The organism is Bacillus sp. TH25 (genome assembly GCF_016650935.1).
GTDB classification, from domain to species: domain Bacteria; phylum Bacillota; class Bacilli; order Bacillales; family Bacillaceae_G; genus Bacillus_A; species Bacillus_A mycoides.
Map to the genome: position 1 here is coordinate 473,766 of NZ_JAEKEU010000037.1, position 14,766 is coordinate 488,531.

Sequence of the window (14,766 nt, forward strand, 5' to 3'; positions counted from 1 at the left end):
AAATGTAAAAAAATTCTAACAATAATCTTAAGTTAATATTTCGAGGGGAAGTTTGTTATTTGTGGAAGAAAAATTCTTGATTGGAGAGAAAAATCAGGAATTAAAGTTTTGCTCTAGTATAGTGGCCTCGTTTTTTGTTACTCTACATTTAAATAATTATTTGTCCTTCTTAAGTAGAACTATGGTAATTATAAAATTAAAAAAGGAGAAGACTAAAGGTTAGGAAGTTATTGTGAAATACTGCCTGGTTGATGATAGTGTATAGTAACTTGTATACAATCAAAATGAATGTTTTTAGTAGAAAGGATAAGGGTTCTTTCTATAGAAGAAAGTAGGATAGATAACTTTTTGTATTTTTTTATAAAAAATACTTGTTATTTAAAAACCATGATGGTATATTAATAAACGTCGCTGATGCGGAAACGCAGAAAACGACAAAAAAAGAAATTAAAAAACATAGTTGACATCGAAAAATGAAGATGTTAATATGATGAAGTCGCTTTTGAAGCGGCAGACAAGTTCTTTGAAAACTGAACGAAACAAACAACGTGAACGTCAATTTTTATTTTTAGATGCTAGACAAACTAACTTTATTGGAGAGTTTGATCCTGGCTCAGGATGAACGCTGGCGGCGTGCCTAATACATGCAAGTCGAGCGAATGGATTAAGAGCTTGCTCTTATGAAGTTAGCGGCGGACGGGTGAGTAACACGTGGGTAACCTACCCATAAGACTGGGATAACTCCGGGAAACCGGGGCTAATACCGGATAATATTTTGAACTGCATAGTTCGAAATTGAAAGGCGGCTTCGGCTGTCACTTATGGATGGACCCGCGTCGCATTAGCTAGTTGGTGAGGTAACGGCTCACCAAGGCGACGATGCGTAGCCGACCTGAGAGGGTGATCGGCCACACTGGGACTGAGACACGGCCCAGACTCCTACGGGAGGCAGCAGTAGGGAATCTTCCGCAATGGACGAAAGTCTGACGGAGCAACGCCGCGTGAGTGATGAAGGCTTTCGGGTCGTAAAACTCTGTTGTTAGGGAAGAACAAGTGCTAGTTGAATAAGCTGGCACCTTGACGGTACCTAACCAGAAAGCCACGGCTAACTACGTGCCAGCAGCCGCGGTAATACGTAGGTGGCAAGCGTTATCCGGAATTATTGGGCGTAAAGCGCGCGCAGGTGGTTTCTTAAGTCTGATGTGAAAGCCCACGGCTCAACCGTGGAGGGTCATTGGAAACTGGGAGACTTGAGTGCAGAAGAGGAAAGTGGAATTCCATGTGTAGCGGTGAAATGCGTAGAGATATGGAGGAACACCAGTGGCGAAGGCGACTTTCTGGTCTGTAACTGACACTGAGGCGCGAAAGCGTGGGGAGCAAACAGGATTAGATACCCTGGTAGTCCACGCCGTAAACGATGAGTGCTAAGTGTTAGAGGGTTTCCGCCCTTTAGTGCTGAAGTTAACGCATTAAGCACTCCGCCTGGGGAGTACGGCCGCAAGGCTGAAACTCAAAGGAATTGACGGGGGCCCGCACAAGCGGTGGAGCATGTGGTTTAATTCGAAGCAACGCGAAGAACCTTACCAGGTCTTGACATCCTCTGAAAACTCTAGAGATAGAGCTTCTCCTTCGGGAGCAGAGTGACAGGTGGTGCATGGTTGTCGTCAGCTCGTGTCGTGAGATGTTGGGTTAAGTCCCGCAACGAGCGCAACCCTCGATCTTAGTTGCCATCATTAAGTTGGGCACTCTAAGGTGACTGCCGGTGACAAACCGGAGGAAGGTGGGGATGACGTCAAATCATCATGCCCCTTATGACCTGGGCTACACACGTGCTACAATGGACGGTACAAAGAGCTGCAAGACCGCGAGGTGGAGCTAATCTCATAAAACCGTTCTCAGTTCGGATTGTAGGCTGCAACTCGCCTACATGAAGCTGGAATCGCTAGTAATCGCGGATCAGCATGCCGCGGTGAATACGTTCCCGGGCCTTGTACACACCGCCCGTCACACCACGAGAGTTTGTAACACCCGAAGTCGGTGGGGTAACCTTTATGGAGCCAGCCGCCTAAGGTGGGACAGATGATTGGGGTGAAGTCGTAACAAGGTAGCCGTATCGGAAGGTGCGGCTGGATCACCTCCTTTCTATGGAGAATTGATGAACGCAGTTCATCAATAAACGTTGACTTGTTTTGTTTCGTTCAGTTTTGAGAGAACTATCTCTCAAGTTTAAATGTATGTTCTTTGAAAACTAGATAACAGTGTAGCTCATATTTTTTTAATTTTAGTTTGGTTAAGTTAGAAAGGGCGCACGGTGGATGCCTTGACACTAGGAGTCGATGAAGGACGGGACTAACGCCGATATGCTTCGGGGAGCTGTAAGTAAGCTTTGATCCGAAGATTTCCGAATGGGGAAACCCACTATACGTAATGGTATGGTATCCTTACCTGAATACATAGGGTATGGAAGACAGACCCAGGGAACTGAAACATCTAAGTACCTGGAGGAAGAGAAAGCAAATGCGATTTCCTGAGTAGCGGCGAGCGAAACGGAATCTAGCCCAAACCAAGAGGCTTGCCTCTTGGGGTTGTAGGACATTCTATACGGAGTTACAAAGGAACGAGGTAGACGAAGCGACCTGGAAAGGTCCGTCACAGAGGGTAATAACCCCGTAGTCGAAACTTCGTTCTCTCTTGAATGTATCCTGAGTACGGCGGAACACGTGAAATTCCGTCGGAATCTGGGAGGACCATCTCCCAAGGCTAAATACTCCCTAGTGATCGATAGTGAACCAGTACCGTGAGGGAAAGGTGAAAAGCACCCCGGAAGGGGAGTGAAAGAGATCCTGAAACCGTGTGCCTACAAATAGTCAGAGCCCGTTAATGGGTGATGGCGTGCCTTTTGTAGAATGAACCGGCGAGTTACGATCCCGTGCAAGGTTAAGCTGAAGAGGCGGAGCCGCAGCGAAAGCGAGTCTGAATAGGGCGTTTAGTACGTGGTCGTAGACCCGAAACCAGGTGATCTACCCATGTCCAGGGTGAAGTTCAGGTAACACTGAATGGAGGCCCGAACCCACGCACGTTGAAAAGTGCGGGGATGAGGTGTGGGTAGCGGAGAAATTCCAATCGAACCTGGAGATAGCTGGTTCTCCCCGAAATAGCTTTAGGGCTAGCCTTAAGTGTAAGAGTCTTGGAGGTAGAGCACTGATTGAACTAGGGGTCCTCATCGGATTACCGAATTCAGTCAAACTCCGAATGCCAATGACTTATCCTTAGGAGTCAGACTGCGAGTGATAAGATCCGTAGTCAAGAGGGAAACAGCCCAGATCGCCAGCTAAGGTCCCAAAGTGTGTATTAAGTGGAAAAGGATGTGGAGTTGCTTAGACAACTAGGATGTTGGCTCAGAAGCAGCCACCATTTAAAGAGTGCGTAATAGCTCACTAGTCGAGTGACTCTGCGCCGAAAATGTACCGGGGCTAAATACACCACCGAAGCTGCGAATTGATACCAATGGTATCAGTGGTAGGGGAGCGTTCTAAGTGCAGTGAAGTCAGACCGGAAGGACTGGTGGAGCGCTTAGAAGTGAGAATGCCGGTATGAGTAGCGAAAGACGGGTGAGAATCCCGTCCACCGAATGCCTAAGGTTTCCTGAGGAAGGCTCGTCCGCTCAGGGTTAGTCAGGACCTAAGCCGAGGCCGACAGGCGTAGGCGATGGACAACAGGTTGATATTCCTGTACCACCTCTTTATCGTTTGAGCAATGGAGGGACGCAGAAGGATAGAAGAAGCGTGCGATTGGTTGTGCACGTCCAAGCAGTTAGGCTGATAAGTAGGCAAATCCGCTTATCGTGAAGGCTGAGCTGTGATGGGGAAGCTCCTTATGGAGCGAAGTCTTTGATTCCCCGCTGCCAAGAAAAGCTTCTAGCGAGATAAAAGGTGCCTGTACCGCAAACCGACACAGGTAGGCGAGGAGAGAATCCTAAGGTGTGCGAGAGAACTCTGGTTAAGGAACTCGGCAAAATGACCCCGTAACTTCGGGAGAAGGGGTGCTTTCTTAACGGAAAGCCGCAGTGAATAGGCCCAAGCGACTGTTTAGCAAAAACACAGGTCTCTGCGAAGCCGTAAGGCGAAGTATAGGGGCTGACACCTGCCCGGTGCTGGAAGGTTAAGGAGAGGGGTTAGCGTAAGCGAAGCTCTGAACTGAAGCCCCAGTAAACGGCGGCCGTAACTATAACGGTCCTAAGGTAGCGAAATTCCTTGTCGGGTAAGTTCCGACCCGCACGAAAGGTGTAACGATTTGGGCACTGTCTCAACCAGAGACTCGGTGAAATTATAGTACCTGTGAAGATGCAGGTTACCCGCGACAGGACGGAAAGACCCCGTGGAGCTTTACTGTAGCCTGATATTGAATTTTGGTACAGTTTGTACAGGATAGGCGGGAGCCATTGAAACCGGAGCGCTAGCTTCGGTGGAGGCGCTGGTGGGATACCGCCCTGACTGTATTGAAATTCTAACCTACGGGTCTTATCGACCCGGGAGACAGTGTCAGGTGGGCAGTTTGACTGGGGCGGTCGCCTCCTAAAGTGTAACGGAGGCGCCCAAAGGTTCCCTCAGAATGGTTGGAAATCATTCGTAGAGTGCAAAGGCATAAGGGAGCTTGACTGCGAGACCTACAAGTCGAGCAGGGACGAAAGTCGGGCTTAGTGATCCGGTGGTTCCGCATGGAAGGGCCATCGCTCAACGGATAAAAGCTACCCCGGGGATAACAGGCTTATCTCCCCCAAGAGTCCACATCGACGGGGAGGTTTGGCACCTCGATGTCGGCTCATCGCATCCTGGGGCTGTAGTCGGTCCCAAGGGTTGGGCTGTTCGCCCATTAAAGCGGTACGCGAGCTGGGTTCAGAACGTCGTGAGACAGTTCGGTCCCTATCCGTCGTGGGCGCAGGAAATTTGAGAGGAGCTGTCCTTAGTACGAGAGGACCGGGATGGACGCACCGCTGGTGTACCAGTTGTTCTGCCAAGGGCATAGCTGGGTAGCTATGTGCGGAAGGGATAAGTGCTGAAAGCATCTAAGCATGAAGCCCCCCTCAAGATGAGATTTCCCATAGCGTAAGCTAGTAAGATCCCTGAAAGATGATCAGGTTGATAGGTTCGAGGTGGAAGCATGGTGACATGTGGAGCTGACGAATACTAATAGATCGAGGACTTAACCATATAATATGAAGCAACGTTATCTAGTTTTGAGAGAATATAAAAAACTTATTGACTTTCTAAGTGAATCAAGTATAATAATGTTTGTCTCAATCAAATATAGTCTGGTAATGATGGCAGAGAGGTCACACCCGTTCCCATACCGAACACGGAAGTTAAGCTCTCTAGCGCCGATGGTAGTTGGGACCTTGTCCCTGTGAGAGTAGGACGTTGCCAGGCAAAATGGAGGATTAGCTCAGCTGGGAGAGCACCTGCCTTACAAGCAGGGGGTCGGTGGTTCGATCCCGTCATCCTCCACCATATATGTCGGAGGGGTAGCGAAGTGGCTAAACGCGGCGGACTGTAAATCCGCTCCTTCGGGTTCGGCAGTTCGAATCTGCCCCCCTCCACCATTTCTTAATTATTGGGCTATAGCCAAGCGGTAAGGCAACGGACTTTGACTCCGTCATGCGCTGGTTCGAATCCAGCTAGCCCAGCCATTAAGAGCCATTAGCTCAGTTGGTAGAGCATCTGACTTTTAATCAGAGGGTCGAAGGTTCGAATCCTTCATGGCTCACCATTTTCTTAAAAAAATATGCGGGTGTGGCGGAATTGGCAGACGCACTAGACTTAGGATCTAGCGCCTTTGGCGTGGGGGTTCGACTCCCTTCACCCGCACTTTTAATAAAATAACTCAAACATGTCTTGCGGAAGTAGTTCAGTGGTAGAATACAACCTTGCCAAGGTTGGGGTCGCGGGTTCGAATCCCGTCTTCCGCTCCAATTTTCAGTATGACATGCCGGGGTGGCGGAACAGGCAGACGCACAGGACTTAAAATCCTGCGGTGGGTGACCACCGTGCGGGTTCGACCCCCGCCCTCGGCACCATATGCGCCCGTAGCTCAATTGGATAGAGCGTTTGACTACGGATCAAGAGGTTAGGGGTTCGACTCCTCTCGGGCGCGCTTTTATTAACGGGAAGTGGCTCAGCTTGGTAGAGCACCTGGTTTGGGACCAGGGGGTCGCAGGTTCAAATCCTGTCTTCCCGATTTTCCCAAAAACATGGGGCCTTAGCTCAGCTGGGAGAGCGCCTGCCTTGCACGCAGGAGGTCAGCGGTTCGATCCCGCTAGGCTCCACTTTATTTTTTATATGTCGGAGGTATACCCAAGTTCGGCTGAAGGGATCGGTCTTGAAAACCGACAGGCGGCGAGAGTCGCGCGGGGGTTCGAATCCCTCTACCTCCTCCATTTATTTTTAAAACATAATATCGTCGCGGGGTGGAGCAGTACGGTAGCTCGTCGGGCTCATAATCCGAAGGTCGCAGGTTCAAATCCTGTCCCCGCAACCAATGGTCCCGTGGTGTAGTGGTTAACATGCCTGCCTGTCACGCAGGAGATCGCCGGTTCGACCCCGGTCGGGACCGCCATTTTATGTTGGCTCGGTAGCTCAGTCGGTAGAGCAGAGGACTGAAAATCCTCGTGTCGGCGGTTCGATTCCGTCCCGAGCCACCATTTTTTTGTTTTTTTTTTATGCCGGCTTAGCTCAATTGGTAGAGCAACTGACTTGTAATCAGTAGGTTGGGGGTTCAAGTCCTCTAGCCGGCACCATTTAGGGGCATAGTTTAAAGGTAGAACTGAGGTCTCCAAAACCTCCAGTGTGGGTTCAATTCCTACTGCCCCTGTAAAGTATATGGGCCTATAGCTCAGCTGGTTAGAGCGCACGCCTGATAAGCGTGAGGTCGATGGTTCGAGTCCATTTAGGCCCACCATATATATTCCGCAGTAGCTCAGTGGTAGAGCTATCGGCTGTTAACCGATCGGTCGTAGGTTCGAGTCCTACCTGCGGAGCCATGGCCCGTTGGTCAAGTGGTTAAGACACCGCCCTTTCACGGCGGTAACACGGGTTCGAATCCCGTACGGGTCATAAAAAAAGAGTCAGCATATTGCTGACTCTTTTTTATTATGTATAAGCCTCTTTTTATCACCTTATTTTCCCGAAATAAATAAAGGGATTTAGGAAAAGCTATGGTATGTATTAAAAGGAGGAGATGAAAAATGACGCAAGTTAGAGAACTTATGAGTACTCATATCGTACATTGTACACCATTAGACAATGTATATGAGGCAGCTGTAAAAATGAAGGAAGAATCGGTTGGATTGATTCCTGTTATTGAAAATAAACAAGTTGTTGGGCTTGTTACTGATCGAGACTTAGTTGTTCGTGGGATTGCTGAAAAACATCCTGGATCTAATCAAATTACAAATGTAATGACAACAAACATTGTTTCAGTTTCTCCAGATGATTCTATTGAAAAAGCTACAGAATTAATGGCACAATATCAAATTAGACGGTTACCGGTAGTTGAGAGCGGTCAACTTGTTGGGATGCTAGCACTAGGTGATTTAGCTATAAGAAAATCAGCAGATGATCAAGCAGGGTTTGCTTTAAGTGAAATCTCAGAGCATATGGAATAAATTATGTATAAAGATCAGATACATTATTCTAGTATATACGGATTAAACTAATATGTTAGCGTGATGTATCTAGGGCATTATATAATAAGTATAGAGTCAATATTTTTGACAGTTTTTTTAAATTTGTCATTCCTAATTTTTAATAAGAGAAAAAATGATATACTGAGAGATATAAGTATTATGATAGATTTTGAATATAACAATATTTATTGTTAATGATGTAATAATGAATTAATATTTCCTACGTAGATAAAGTGAAACTTTAATCATTGGGGGTGTCCATCCCCCAATAATTATTAGTTGAACCAATCGGGCTTTTATGGGCAGTTTTATCTCCCACCTAACTTCCTCGTATTCGCAGAATTTTGAGGTGGGAGTCTTACTGCCTGCAAATAGCGGGATAAAAAGGGAAGGGGAATTATATGAGGGCTGTACAGGGCGATCCAAATTGGAATTTGGTTACAGATACATATATAGAACCAAATAATTTCGCTGAGTTATTTTCTTTGCTTGTACCTTGTCATCCAAAAGGTGAAGGGAAAGAGCGAACTATATTAGTATGGAAAGAAAAAGAATTTTATAAAGAAGAAAATTTAGCGCCATTTATCGTATATGGCATGAATAAAGTAAAGAATTTACCGCAGTTTCATAAAGATGAAATTCCAACTCTAGTACGTATTCTTCGTTTATGCCAAGAGATTGGTTGGTATGAAGAGGCAAATGCTTTTATGATAACCCAAGGGCTAGATGAATTTGTCCGAACTTCATTGGAGTATGAAACATGGGATCTTTTGACGAAAGCAGTTGCTTTAAACTATTTAATTATTAAATATCGTATTGGTGAATTAACAGCTGAGGATGTAGAAATTTGGGATCGAGTTAAATTTAATGAGAAATGTATAACAGATTGCAAACATCTATTATCTCATAAAGAAGTATTGGAATTTACATTCTTTTATATGTGTAAGCGAGCGAAAACACTGTCAAAAGAGAAATTAAATAGTGATATGATGAGTCTGGCAATGTATTGTAATACTTTTGTGTATGATTTATATACACATGACTTATTACGAAAGTATCGTAAGTGTACAGACTTCCTATCATATTATGGACCTAGTCAAGCGGTTTTAGCTTGTCAAAGAGCTGTACTTTCACAAATTTCCGATCGATTAGACCCTTTAAAGACAACTCATGTAGATGATTATTTATATGTGATGAAAGAAATGATGGAGCATATGACGATAGGGGTAATGGATCGGTATGGTCATTTTATTGGAAAGCTACTATCATATGTACCATTTTTCGAAATGATCCAAGTTCCACAGCATGCATATTATTGTGAAGAATTACTGTATATTTGTAAGGGAATTGAATACAAAGAAGAAATACTACGCAATTATATATTTATACAATTACATGATTGTTTACCATCATTCTTTAAACTATTTCTTAAAAATAAGCGTTATGCAACGATTCATGATATTCTTTTCTATTGGTGCGACGATGAACAAAGAATGAGCTTAGAGAAAAAATATAATCTTAGTTTCATTTATGAAAAATATGCTTGTGGATAAACCATATTTTACATATTAAAAATTAATATAAATTAAAAAGGATCTCAAGTTTATGTGAGATCCTTTTTTTGTTAGTAAAGCAAGGAGAAAGTAACTAAGATAAGAAATAACATTCCATAAAGGAGAAATTGTGCAGTATAACTTCCTTGTATACCAAAAAAAGTATTCATTTTTTCATATAAATTCAATATATATTTCATTGGATTATCTTTGAAATATTGGTACACAGTGTTTCCTCTTTCTAAGCTTCTTGTTCATGTTTTTGGTTATTAGGAACATGAACGTATCTAGCTATGAATAATAAAACACCTATAAAGAATACAGGAAGTACGGTAGATAAATAAAAACCATTACTAATTATATTTGTTATAAGAGCACTTAAAAGAAAAATTACATTATAAATATGGGCAATTTTTTGTTTTAGCCGCATTTGTAATGCTTCCATAATGATTTCTAAAGCAACAAAAGCAATAATAATAGATAAAAATACAGTGTTCGTATTATAAATGATTAAACAACAGATTAAACCTAAAAAGGCCAGGTATTCAATAAAGAGAGGTATATTGCGTGGCATATAATTTACCTAACTAAATATGGCAGTGGGTTTACTGCATTTGTTTTTTCAAAATTCCATTCCCCATTATGTAATTCAAAATGGAGATGTTGCCCGTATGAATGACCTGTGTTTCCCATATGACCTACTAATTGTCCAGTTTGTACTTGATCACCAGCTTGTACAGTGCGATCCTTCATATGAGCATAAACTGTTGTATATAATTTCCCATTTATTTGATGGGCGATGAACACGACATTGCCATAGCTAGCCGAATAATAAGATTTCACAACCTTACCCGCAGCAGCAGCTTGAATAGAGACATTTCCTTGTGCTGCTATATCTATACCATAATGCATTTGCTCCCAGCGCATATCAAAAGTGGAGCTGATTTTTCCTTGAGTAGGGAATTTGAAAACTGCTGGAATTGATGCAGGTTGAGCTGTTTTAGCTTGTGCTTGATTTTGATTTTGCACTACATAGTGTTTTGCTACATATCCGTATCCTGTGCCAAAACGAATTTTATACCAAGTACCTACCGTTTCTACTACTTGTACTTGTGTACCATTTTGTAATGAGCCAAGTAGAGTGCCACTTGTGCTAGCATTGCTACGTACATTTAATTTTGGTGTTGCAACAGTATACGAAGGAGAACCTTGTACTGTTACACCTTTTACTAGAGGTGTGGATCCATTAGATACAAATGTTTTTTGTACGTAACCAATTTGACCGTTATGTAATATTTTGTACCAATCTCCTTGTTCACCTTGAATGGTAATGAATTGACCATTTGGTAATATATCTAGAATAGAAGACTCTGTATTAGGTTCAGAACGAACGTTTAATGCGTTTGCATTTACGATATATTGAGACTTTGGTTGAACATTTTTTTTGAATAGAATTGCATCTTTTTTCATATAGCCTGTTTTGTTGTTAACAGATACTTTATACCAATCTTGAGTTGTCTCAAGAATAGTAACCGGGCTATTAAATCGAATGGTATCAATTATTGCACTGTCTGTATGGCTATTTTGATGTAGTGCAACGTTGTCAATTTTTACATATCCAGTTTTTACTGTAGATGGTTGCTTAGCAGCTGCTGTTTGTATATCGGATTCTCCCATAGAAGGAAGTAAAGAAGCAATTGCGATAGTAGTTGCTGTTAAAGCTGTAGCTTTCATATTCATGTAATAAAGACCTCCTCTAGTTGTATAGTTGTAATTTTATTATAGTATAAAGATATAATATAGTGGGTGTATTCACATAAATGTAATATGAAATCAATATAAATAATGTTAGAAGAGAGGTTCATATATAAATATTGTATATATCATTTGTGGGGTCGCATTTATATTTGTTTAACACGTTAATATTTAATTCGCAATTAAGAAAATTAAAACAGTTGATGATGTCTTATGGCGGTGTTATACTGACAGTGATAATTTTATAGTTTGCTAGGAGGGCTGGTGTTGCCAGCTGAGAGTAAGACCTTAAGTCTTTGATCCTTTTTATTACCTGATCTAGATTATGCTAGCGTAGGGAAGCAATTCGGACACTAACAATGAGTCCCCGTTTCTTTGCGTATAGAAACGGGGCTTTTTTATTTAAAAATTTCATATTAACACCACTAGGGGTGCTTTTCGTGCTGAGAGAGGAATAATCCTTAACCCTTACAACACCTGATCTAGATAATACTAGCGAAGGGAAGTGGAACAACGAATAAATTATAATTTTATTTGCTGTAACCACTTCTTATATACAGAAGTGGTTTTTTTATTGAGATAAATAGATATATAGGAAGGGGAATTATTAATGAAATTTTGTGAAAGATTATTTGATACGGTGCAGCCTGTTTGGGAGAAAAGTCATAATCATCCGTTTGTAGTAGGTATGGGGGATGGTACGTTGGAAAAAGACAAATTCCAGTACTATATTATTCAAGATTATTTATATTTGTTAGATTATGCAAAGCTATATGCAATTGGGGTTGTAAAGGCAACGAATCCACAAGTTATGGCAAAATTTGCAGAGCAAATTGATGGGATTTTAAATGGTGAAATGACGATTCATAAACAGTATGCAAAAAGACTTGGCATTTCTGCACAAGAGATGGAATCTGCGAAACCATCTGCTAAAAATTTAGCCTATACAAATTACATGATGTCTGTATCTCAAAATGGCACACTTGCAGAATTAATATCAGCTTTACTTCCATGTATGTGGAGTTATTGGGAGATTGGAAAGCGTTTAAATGATATTCCTGGAGCAGGAGATCATGAGTTCTTTGGAGAGTGGATTCAAGGATATAGTTCTGAAGAATACGGTAACCTTTGTATTTGGTTAATAGATTTATTAAATGAAATGGCAGTTGGAAAGTCAGAGAAAGAGCTAGACCGATTAGAGGAGATTTTCTTATATTCCAGCCGATTTGAATATTTATTCTGGGATATGGCTTATCGTAAGGAGATGTGGGGTTTTGAGGAGCAAGAACATACTACAGTTTCATAATGTTTCCTTTCATTATGATGAGAAACCAATCATCAGTGAATTAAATGCTTCTATACAAGATAAAGAGTTTGTAAGTATTATCGGACCGAGTGGATGCGGGAAAAGTACTTTATTTCGCCTTATTACAGGCTTAGAAGAGGCAAGTACTGGACAGATAGAGCTGACAGAAACAAAGAGTCATCCTGTAGGGTATATGCCCCAAAGAGATATGCTCTTGCCGTGGAGGACGATTATTGAAAATGCGGCCCTGCCGCTAGAGTGCCAAGGAGTGCAGAAGAAAGAAGCGCAAGTAAAAGCGAAAGAACTGTTACATAAATTTGGTTTACAAGGGTACGAGAAAAAATATCCGAAAGATTTATCTGGCGGTATGAGGCAACGCGTATCTTTTATCCGAACTTTATTAACAGGCGGGGAGATATTATTGTTAGATGAACCTTTTAGTGCATTGGACGCTTTAACGAAGGCATCTTTGCAAGAATGGTTATTTGAACAATGGAAAGAGTGGGAAAAAACAATTTTATTTATCACTCATGATGTTGAAGAAGCACTGTTTCTTTCAAATCGAATTTTGGTTGTAGAAAATCAACCGATAGCAACTTTAACTGAGCGAATTGTGCCGCTTGATCGTAACCGAACAAGAAAAGATTTATATAAGCCTGAAGTGTTAGCGCTTAAAGAGGATCTCCTTAGTATGTTACAAAGGCAGGTACTCGTATGATGAATCGCTTGAAGGAGCTATTACCTGCCCTCATATTAAGTGGGATTTTACTTGCTCTGTGGGAAGTAGGAGCAAGAATTGTAGATGAGATGTACATTTTGCCATCACCGTCTGCAATTGTAATGAAGATATGGGCGCTGAAAGATATATTATTTACGGTTCATTTACCTGCAACGTTGTACGTCGTTTTAATAGGCGTTGTTATTTCTATCGTACTGGGCGTAGGGCTAGCAATGTTAATGAATGCGAGTACATGGATGGAGAGAGCATTTTATCCGTTATTAGTAGCTTCACAAACAATCCCGATTACAGCACTTGCGCCGCTATTTGTTTTATGGTTTGGATATACCATTTGGAGCAAGGTTGTTGTTACAGTTTTAATTACGTTTTTCCCAATTGCGGTAAATACGTATGATGGACTGCGTAGTACGAAGAAAGAATGGGAGGAGCTCTTAGTTACGTATGGTGCAACGAAAAAAGATATTTTTCTAAAGCTAAAATTGCCATCTGCTCTTCCTTACTTTTTCTCAGCGTTAAAAATTGCAGTTCCGCTTAGTGTGATCGGGGCAGCAATTGGAGAATGGCTGGGTGCACAAGCTGGGCTTGGATATTTCAGTAAAAGAATGATGACGCAGTTAGACGGAGCGGGTGTATTTGCACCAATTGTATTGTTATCATTATTAGCTATTTTCTTCGTCATACTTATTTCGATATTAGAAAAGAAATTCATTAGTTGGAGGAAGCATTCATGAAATTATTAAAACGCATCTTTGTGTTGACATTATTAGTTGCAATGATTGCAGGATGTTCGAGTAATTCAGCATCAGATAAGAATAAAACAGAAAAAGAAATAACAGTAATGCTTGATTGGTACCCGAATGCGGTACATAGCTTTATTTATACGGCAATTGAAAAAGGGTATTTTAAAGAAGAAGGAGTAAAGGTGAATATTAAATTCCCTTCTAATCCGACTGATCCATTAACGCTAGCGGCGGCAGGGAAAGTGACAGTTGGTTTGTATTATCAACCAGATGTTGTCATGGCAAAAGCAAATGAACAAATTCCAGTGAAATCAATTGGAGCTGTCGTACGTTCACCGTTAAATCATGTTGTATCACTGAAATCAGCAGGCATTCAATCGCCAAAAGATTTAGAGGGGAAAACAGTTGGATATTCTGGAACACCTTTAAGTGAGATGTATTTAAAAACGATGGTAAAAGAAGCTGGTGGTAATCCAGATACAGTGAAAGTAGTCGATGTTGGCTTTGATTTAGTACCAGCATTAATTACGAAAAAAGTGGATGCGGTAACAGGGGCATACATTAACCATGAAGTACCTGTTATGCGTCATGAAGGTCATGAACCAGCATACTTTAATCCAGCAGATTATGGTGTACCGAACTATCATGAGCTTGTGTTTGTAACGGGTGATAAAACGTTGAAAAAAGATAAAGAAGCATTGCAAGCCTTTTTACGTGGGGCACAAAAAGGGTATGACTTTATGAAGAAAAACCCCGATGAAGCATTAAATATTTTATTAGATCATCAAGAAAAAGAAAACTTCCCGCTTGTACCAGAAGTTGAAAAAGAAAGTATGAAAATTTTATTAGAGAAGATGGAAACGAAAGATGAGCCATTCTTATCGGATTCAAAAGAGTCATGGGAGAAACAAAATAAATGGTTGAAAGACAAAGGAATGGCGAAAGAAATTGTTCCAGCCGATGAATTATTCGAAAACATTTTAAAGTAGGCG

Annotated in this window: 8 protein-coding genes, 19 tRNA genes, 3 rRNA genes and 2 riboswitches; of the genes, 28 read left to right on the forward strand and 2 right to left on the reverse strand. The window is 41.8% G+C overall.

Features of this window, described 5'->3' with window-relative positions:
• Positions 1 to 590 precede the first annotated feature (590 nt).
• From JFT89_RS21360 to JFT89_RS21475, 24 genes are all read left to right on the forward strand, one after another.
• A 16S ribosomal RNA gene (locus JFT89_RS21360) occupies positions 591 to 2,142 on the forward strand.
• A gap of 146 nt (positions 2,143 to 2,288) precedes the next feature.
• Positions 2,289 to 5,210, forward strand: a 23S ribosomal RNA gene (locus JFT89_RS21365).
• 100 nt (positions 5,211 to 5,310) lie between these two features.
• Positions 5,311 to 5,426, forward strand: a 5S ribosomal RNA gene (gene rrf / locus JFT89_RS21370).
• The 16S, 23S and 5S rRNA genes sit together here with 19 tRNA genes alongside, the layout of an rRNA operon.
• 5 nt (positions 5,427 to 5,431) lie before the next feature.
• Positions 5,432 to 5,507: transfer RNA gene (locus JFT89_RS21375), tRNA-Val, on the forward strand.
• 8 nt (positions 5,508 to 5,515) lie between these two features.
• A tRNA-Tyr gene (locus JFT89_RS21380) sits at positions 5,516 to 5,599 on the forward strand.
• A 12-nt stretch (positions 5,600 to 5,611) separates the two neighbouring features.
• A tRNA-Gln gene (locus JFT89_RS21385) sits at positions 5,612 to 5,686 on the forward strand.
• 4 nt (positions 5,687 to 5,690) lie between these two features.
• Positions 5,691 to 5,766, forward strand: a tRNA-Lys gene (locus JFT89_RS21390).
• Positions 5,767 to 5,783: 17 nt separating this feature from the next.
• Positions 5,784 to 5,864: transfer RNA gene (locus JFT89_RS21395), tRNA-Leu, on the forward strand.
• Positions 5,865 to 5,893: 29 nt separating this feature from the next.
• Positions 5,894 to 5,968, forward strand: a tRNA-Gly gene (locus JFT89_RS21400).
• Between the two features lie 16 nt (positions 5,969 to 5,984).
• Positions 5,985 to 6,073, forward strand: a tRNA-Leu gene (locus JFT89_RS21405).
• Positions 6,074 to 6,076: 3 nt separating this feature from the next.
• A tRNA-Arg gene (locus JFT89_RS21410) sits at positions 6,077 to 6,150 on the forward strand.
• Between the two features lie 10 nt (positions 6,151 to 6,160).
• A tRNA-Pro gene (locus JFT89_RS21415) sits at positions 6,161 to 6,234 on the forward strand.
• 15 nt (positions 6,235 to 6,249) lie between these two features.
• Positions 6,250 to 6,322 (forward strand) — tRNA-Ala (locus tag JFT89_RS21420).
• 18 nt (positions 6,323 to 6,340) lie between these two features.
• A tRNA-Ser gene (locus JFT89_RS21425) sits at positions 6,341 to 6,433 on the forward strand.
• 24 nt (positions 6,434 to 6,457) lie between these two features.
• Positions 6,458 to 6,534: transfer RNA gene (locus tag JFT89_RS21430), tRNA-Met, on the forward strand.
• A gap of 2 nt (positions 6,535 to 6,536) precedes the next feature.
• Positions 6,537 to 6,612 (forward strand) — tRNA-Asp (locus JFT89_RS21435).
• 9 nt (positions 6,613 to 6,621) lie between these two features.
• Positions 6,622 to 6,697 (forward strand) — tRNA-Phe (locus JFT89_RS21440).
• Positions 6,698 to 6,717: 20 nt separating this feature from the next.
• Positions 6,718 to 6,793: transfer RNA gene (locus JFT89_RS21445), tRNA-Thr, on the forward strand.
• 3 nt (positions 6,794 to 6,796) lie between these two features.
• Positions 6,797 to 6,867: transfer RNA gene (locus JFT89_RS21450), tRNA-Trp, on the forward strand.
• A gap of 10 nt (positions 6,868 to 6,877) precedes the next feature.
• Positions 6,878 to 6,954: transfer RNA gene (locus JFT89_RS21455), tRNA-Ile, on the forward strand.
• Positions 6,955 to 6,961: 7 nt separating this feature from the next.
• Positions 6,962 to 7,036: transfer RNA gene (locus JFT89_RS21460), tRNA-Asn, on the forward strand.
• 1 nt (position 7,037) lies between these two features.
• Positions 7,038 to 7,109, forward strand: a tRNA-Glu gene (locus JFT89_RS21465).
• A gap of 131 nt (positions 7,110 to 7,240) precedes the next feature.
• Positions 7,241 to 7,660, forward strand: coding sequence for a CBS domain-containing protein (locus tag JFT89_RS21470; protein WP_002010634.1), 420 nt, complete (start codon positions 7,241 to 7,243; stop codon positions 7,658 to 7,660).
• A 422-nt stretch (positions 7,661 to 8,082) separates the two neighbouring features.
• The gene (locus JFT89_RS21475) at positions 8,083 to 9,234 is read left to right on the forward strand and encodes a DUF3965 domain-containing protein (protein WP_002063841.1); all 1,152 of its coding nucleotides are present in this window, start codon (positions 8,083 to 8,085) and stop codon (positions 9,232 to 9,234) included.
• 241 nt (positions 9,235 to 9,475) lie between these two features.
• Here the strand turns inward: JFT89_RS21475 and JFT89_RS21480 are convergent, their stop codons facing one another.
• Positions 9,476 to 9,808 carry a hypothetical protein gene (locus JFT89_RS21480; protein ID WP_002010638.1) on the reverse strand — a complete coding sequence of 111 codons (333 nt, stop codon included), beginning with the start codon at positions 9,806 to 9,808 and terminating at the stop codon, positions 9,476 to 9,478.
• Between the two features lie 5 nt (positions 9,809 to 9,813).
• Positions 9,814 to 10,974 carry an SH3 domain-containing protein gene (locus JFT89_RS21485; RefSeq protein WP_016094762.1) on the reverse strand — a complete coding sequence of 387 codons (1,161 nt, stop codon included), beginning with the start codon at positions 10,972 to 10,974 and terminating at the stop codon, positions 9,814 to 9,816.
• Between the two features lie 259 nt (positions 10,975 to 11,233).
• Positions 11,234 to 11,346, forward strand: a riboswitch (TPP riboswitch).
• A gap of 60 nt (positions 11,347 to 11,406) precedes the next feature.
• Positions 11,407 to 11,510, forward strand: a riboswitch (TPP riboswitch).
• A gap of 89 nt (positions 11,511 to 11,599) precedes the next feature.
• Between JFT89_RS21485 and tenA the strand changes: the two genes are divergently transcribed.
• Genes tenA through JFT89_RS21505 form a run of 4 tightly spaced genes read left to right on the forward strand, consistent with a single transcriptional unit; the run spans position 11,600 to position 14,763 of the window.
• Complete coding sequence (gene tenA / locus JFT89_RS21490) at positions 11,600 to 12,295, forward strand: thiaminase II (protein WP_002150502.1); 696 nt, start codon at positions 11,600 to 11,602, stop codon at positions 12,293 to 12,295.
• Positions 12,264 to 13,013, forward strand: coding sequence for an ABC transporter ATP-binding protein (locus JFT89_RS21495; RefSeq protein WP_016094761.1), 750 nt, complete (start codon positions 12,264 to 12,266; stop codon positions 13,011 to 13,013). The genes tenA and JFT89_RS21495 overlap by 32 nt, the downstream gene beginning before the upstream one ends.
• Complete coding sequence (locus JFT89_RS21500) at positions 13,013 to 13,765, forward strand: ABC transporter permease (protein ID WP_033708337.1); 753 nt, start codon at positions 13,013 to 13,015, stop codon at positions 13,763 to 13,765. Before JFT89_RS21495 ends, JFT89_RS21500 begins: the two co-directional genes overlap by 1 nt.
• The gene (locus JFT89_RS21505; protein WP_016094760.1) at positions 13,762 to 14,763 is read left to right on the forward strand and encodes an ABC transporter substrate-binding protein; all 1,002 of its coding nucleotides are present in this window, start codon (positions 13,762 to 13,764) and stop codon (positions 14,761 to 14,763) included. Before JFT89_RS21500 ends, JFT89_RS21505 begins: the two co-directional genes overlap by 4 nt.
• The last annotated feature ends 3 nt before the right edge of the window (positions 14,764 to 14,766 follow it).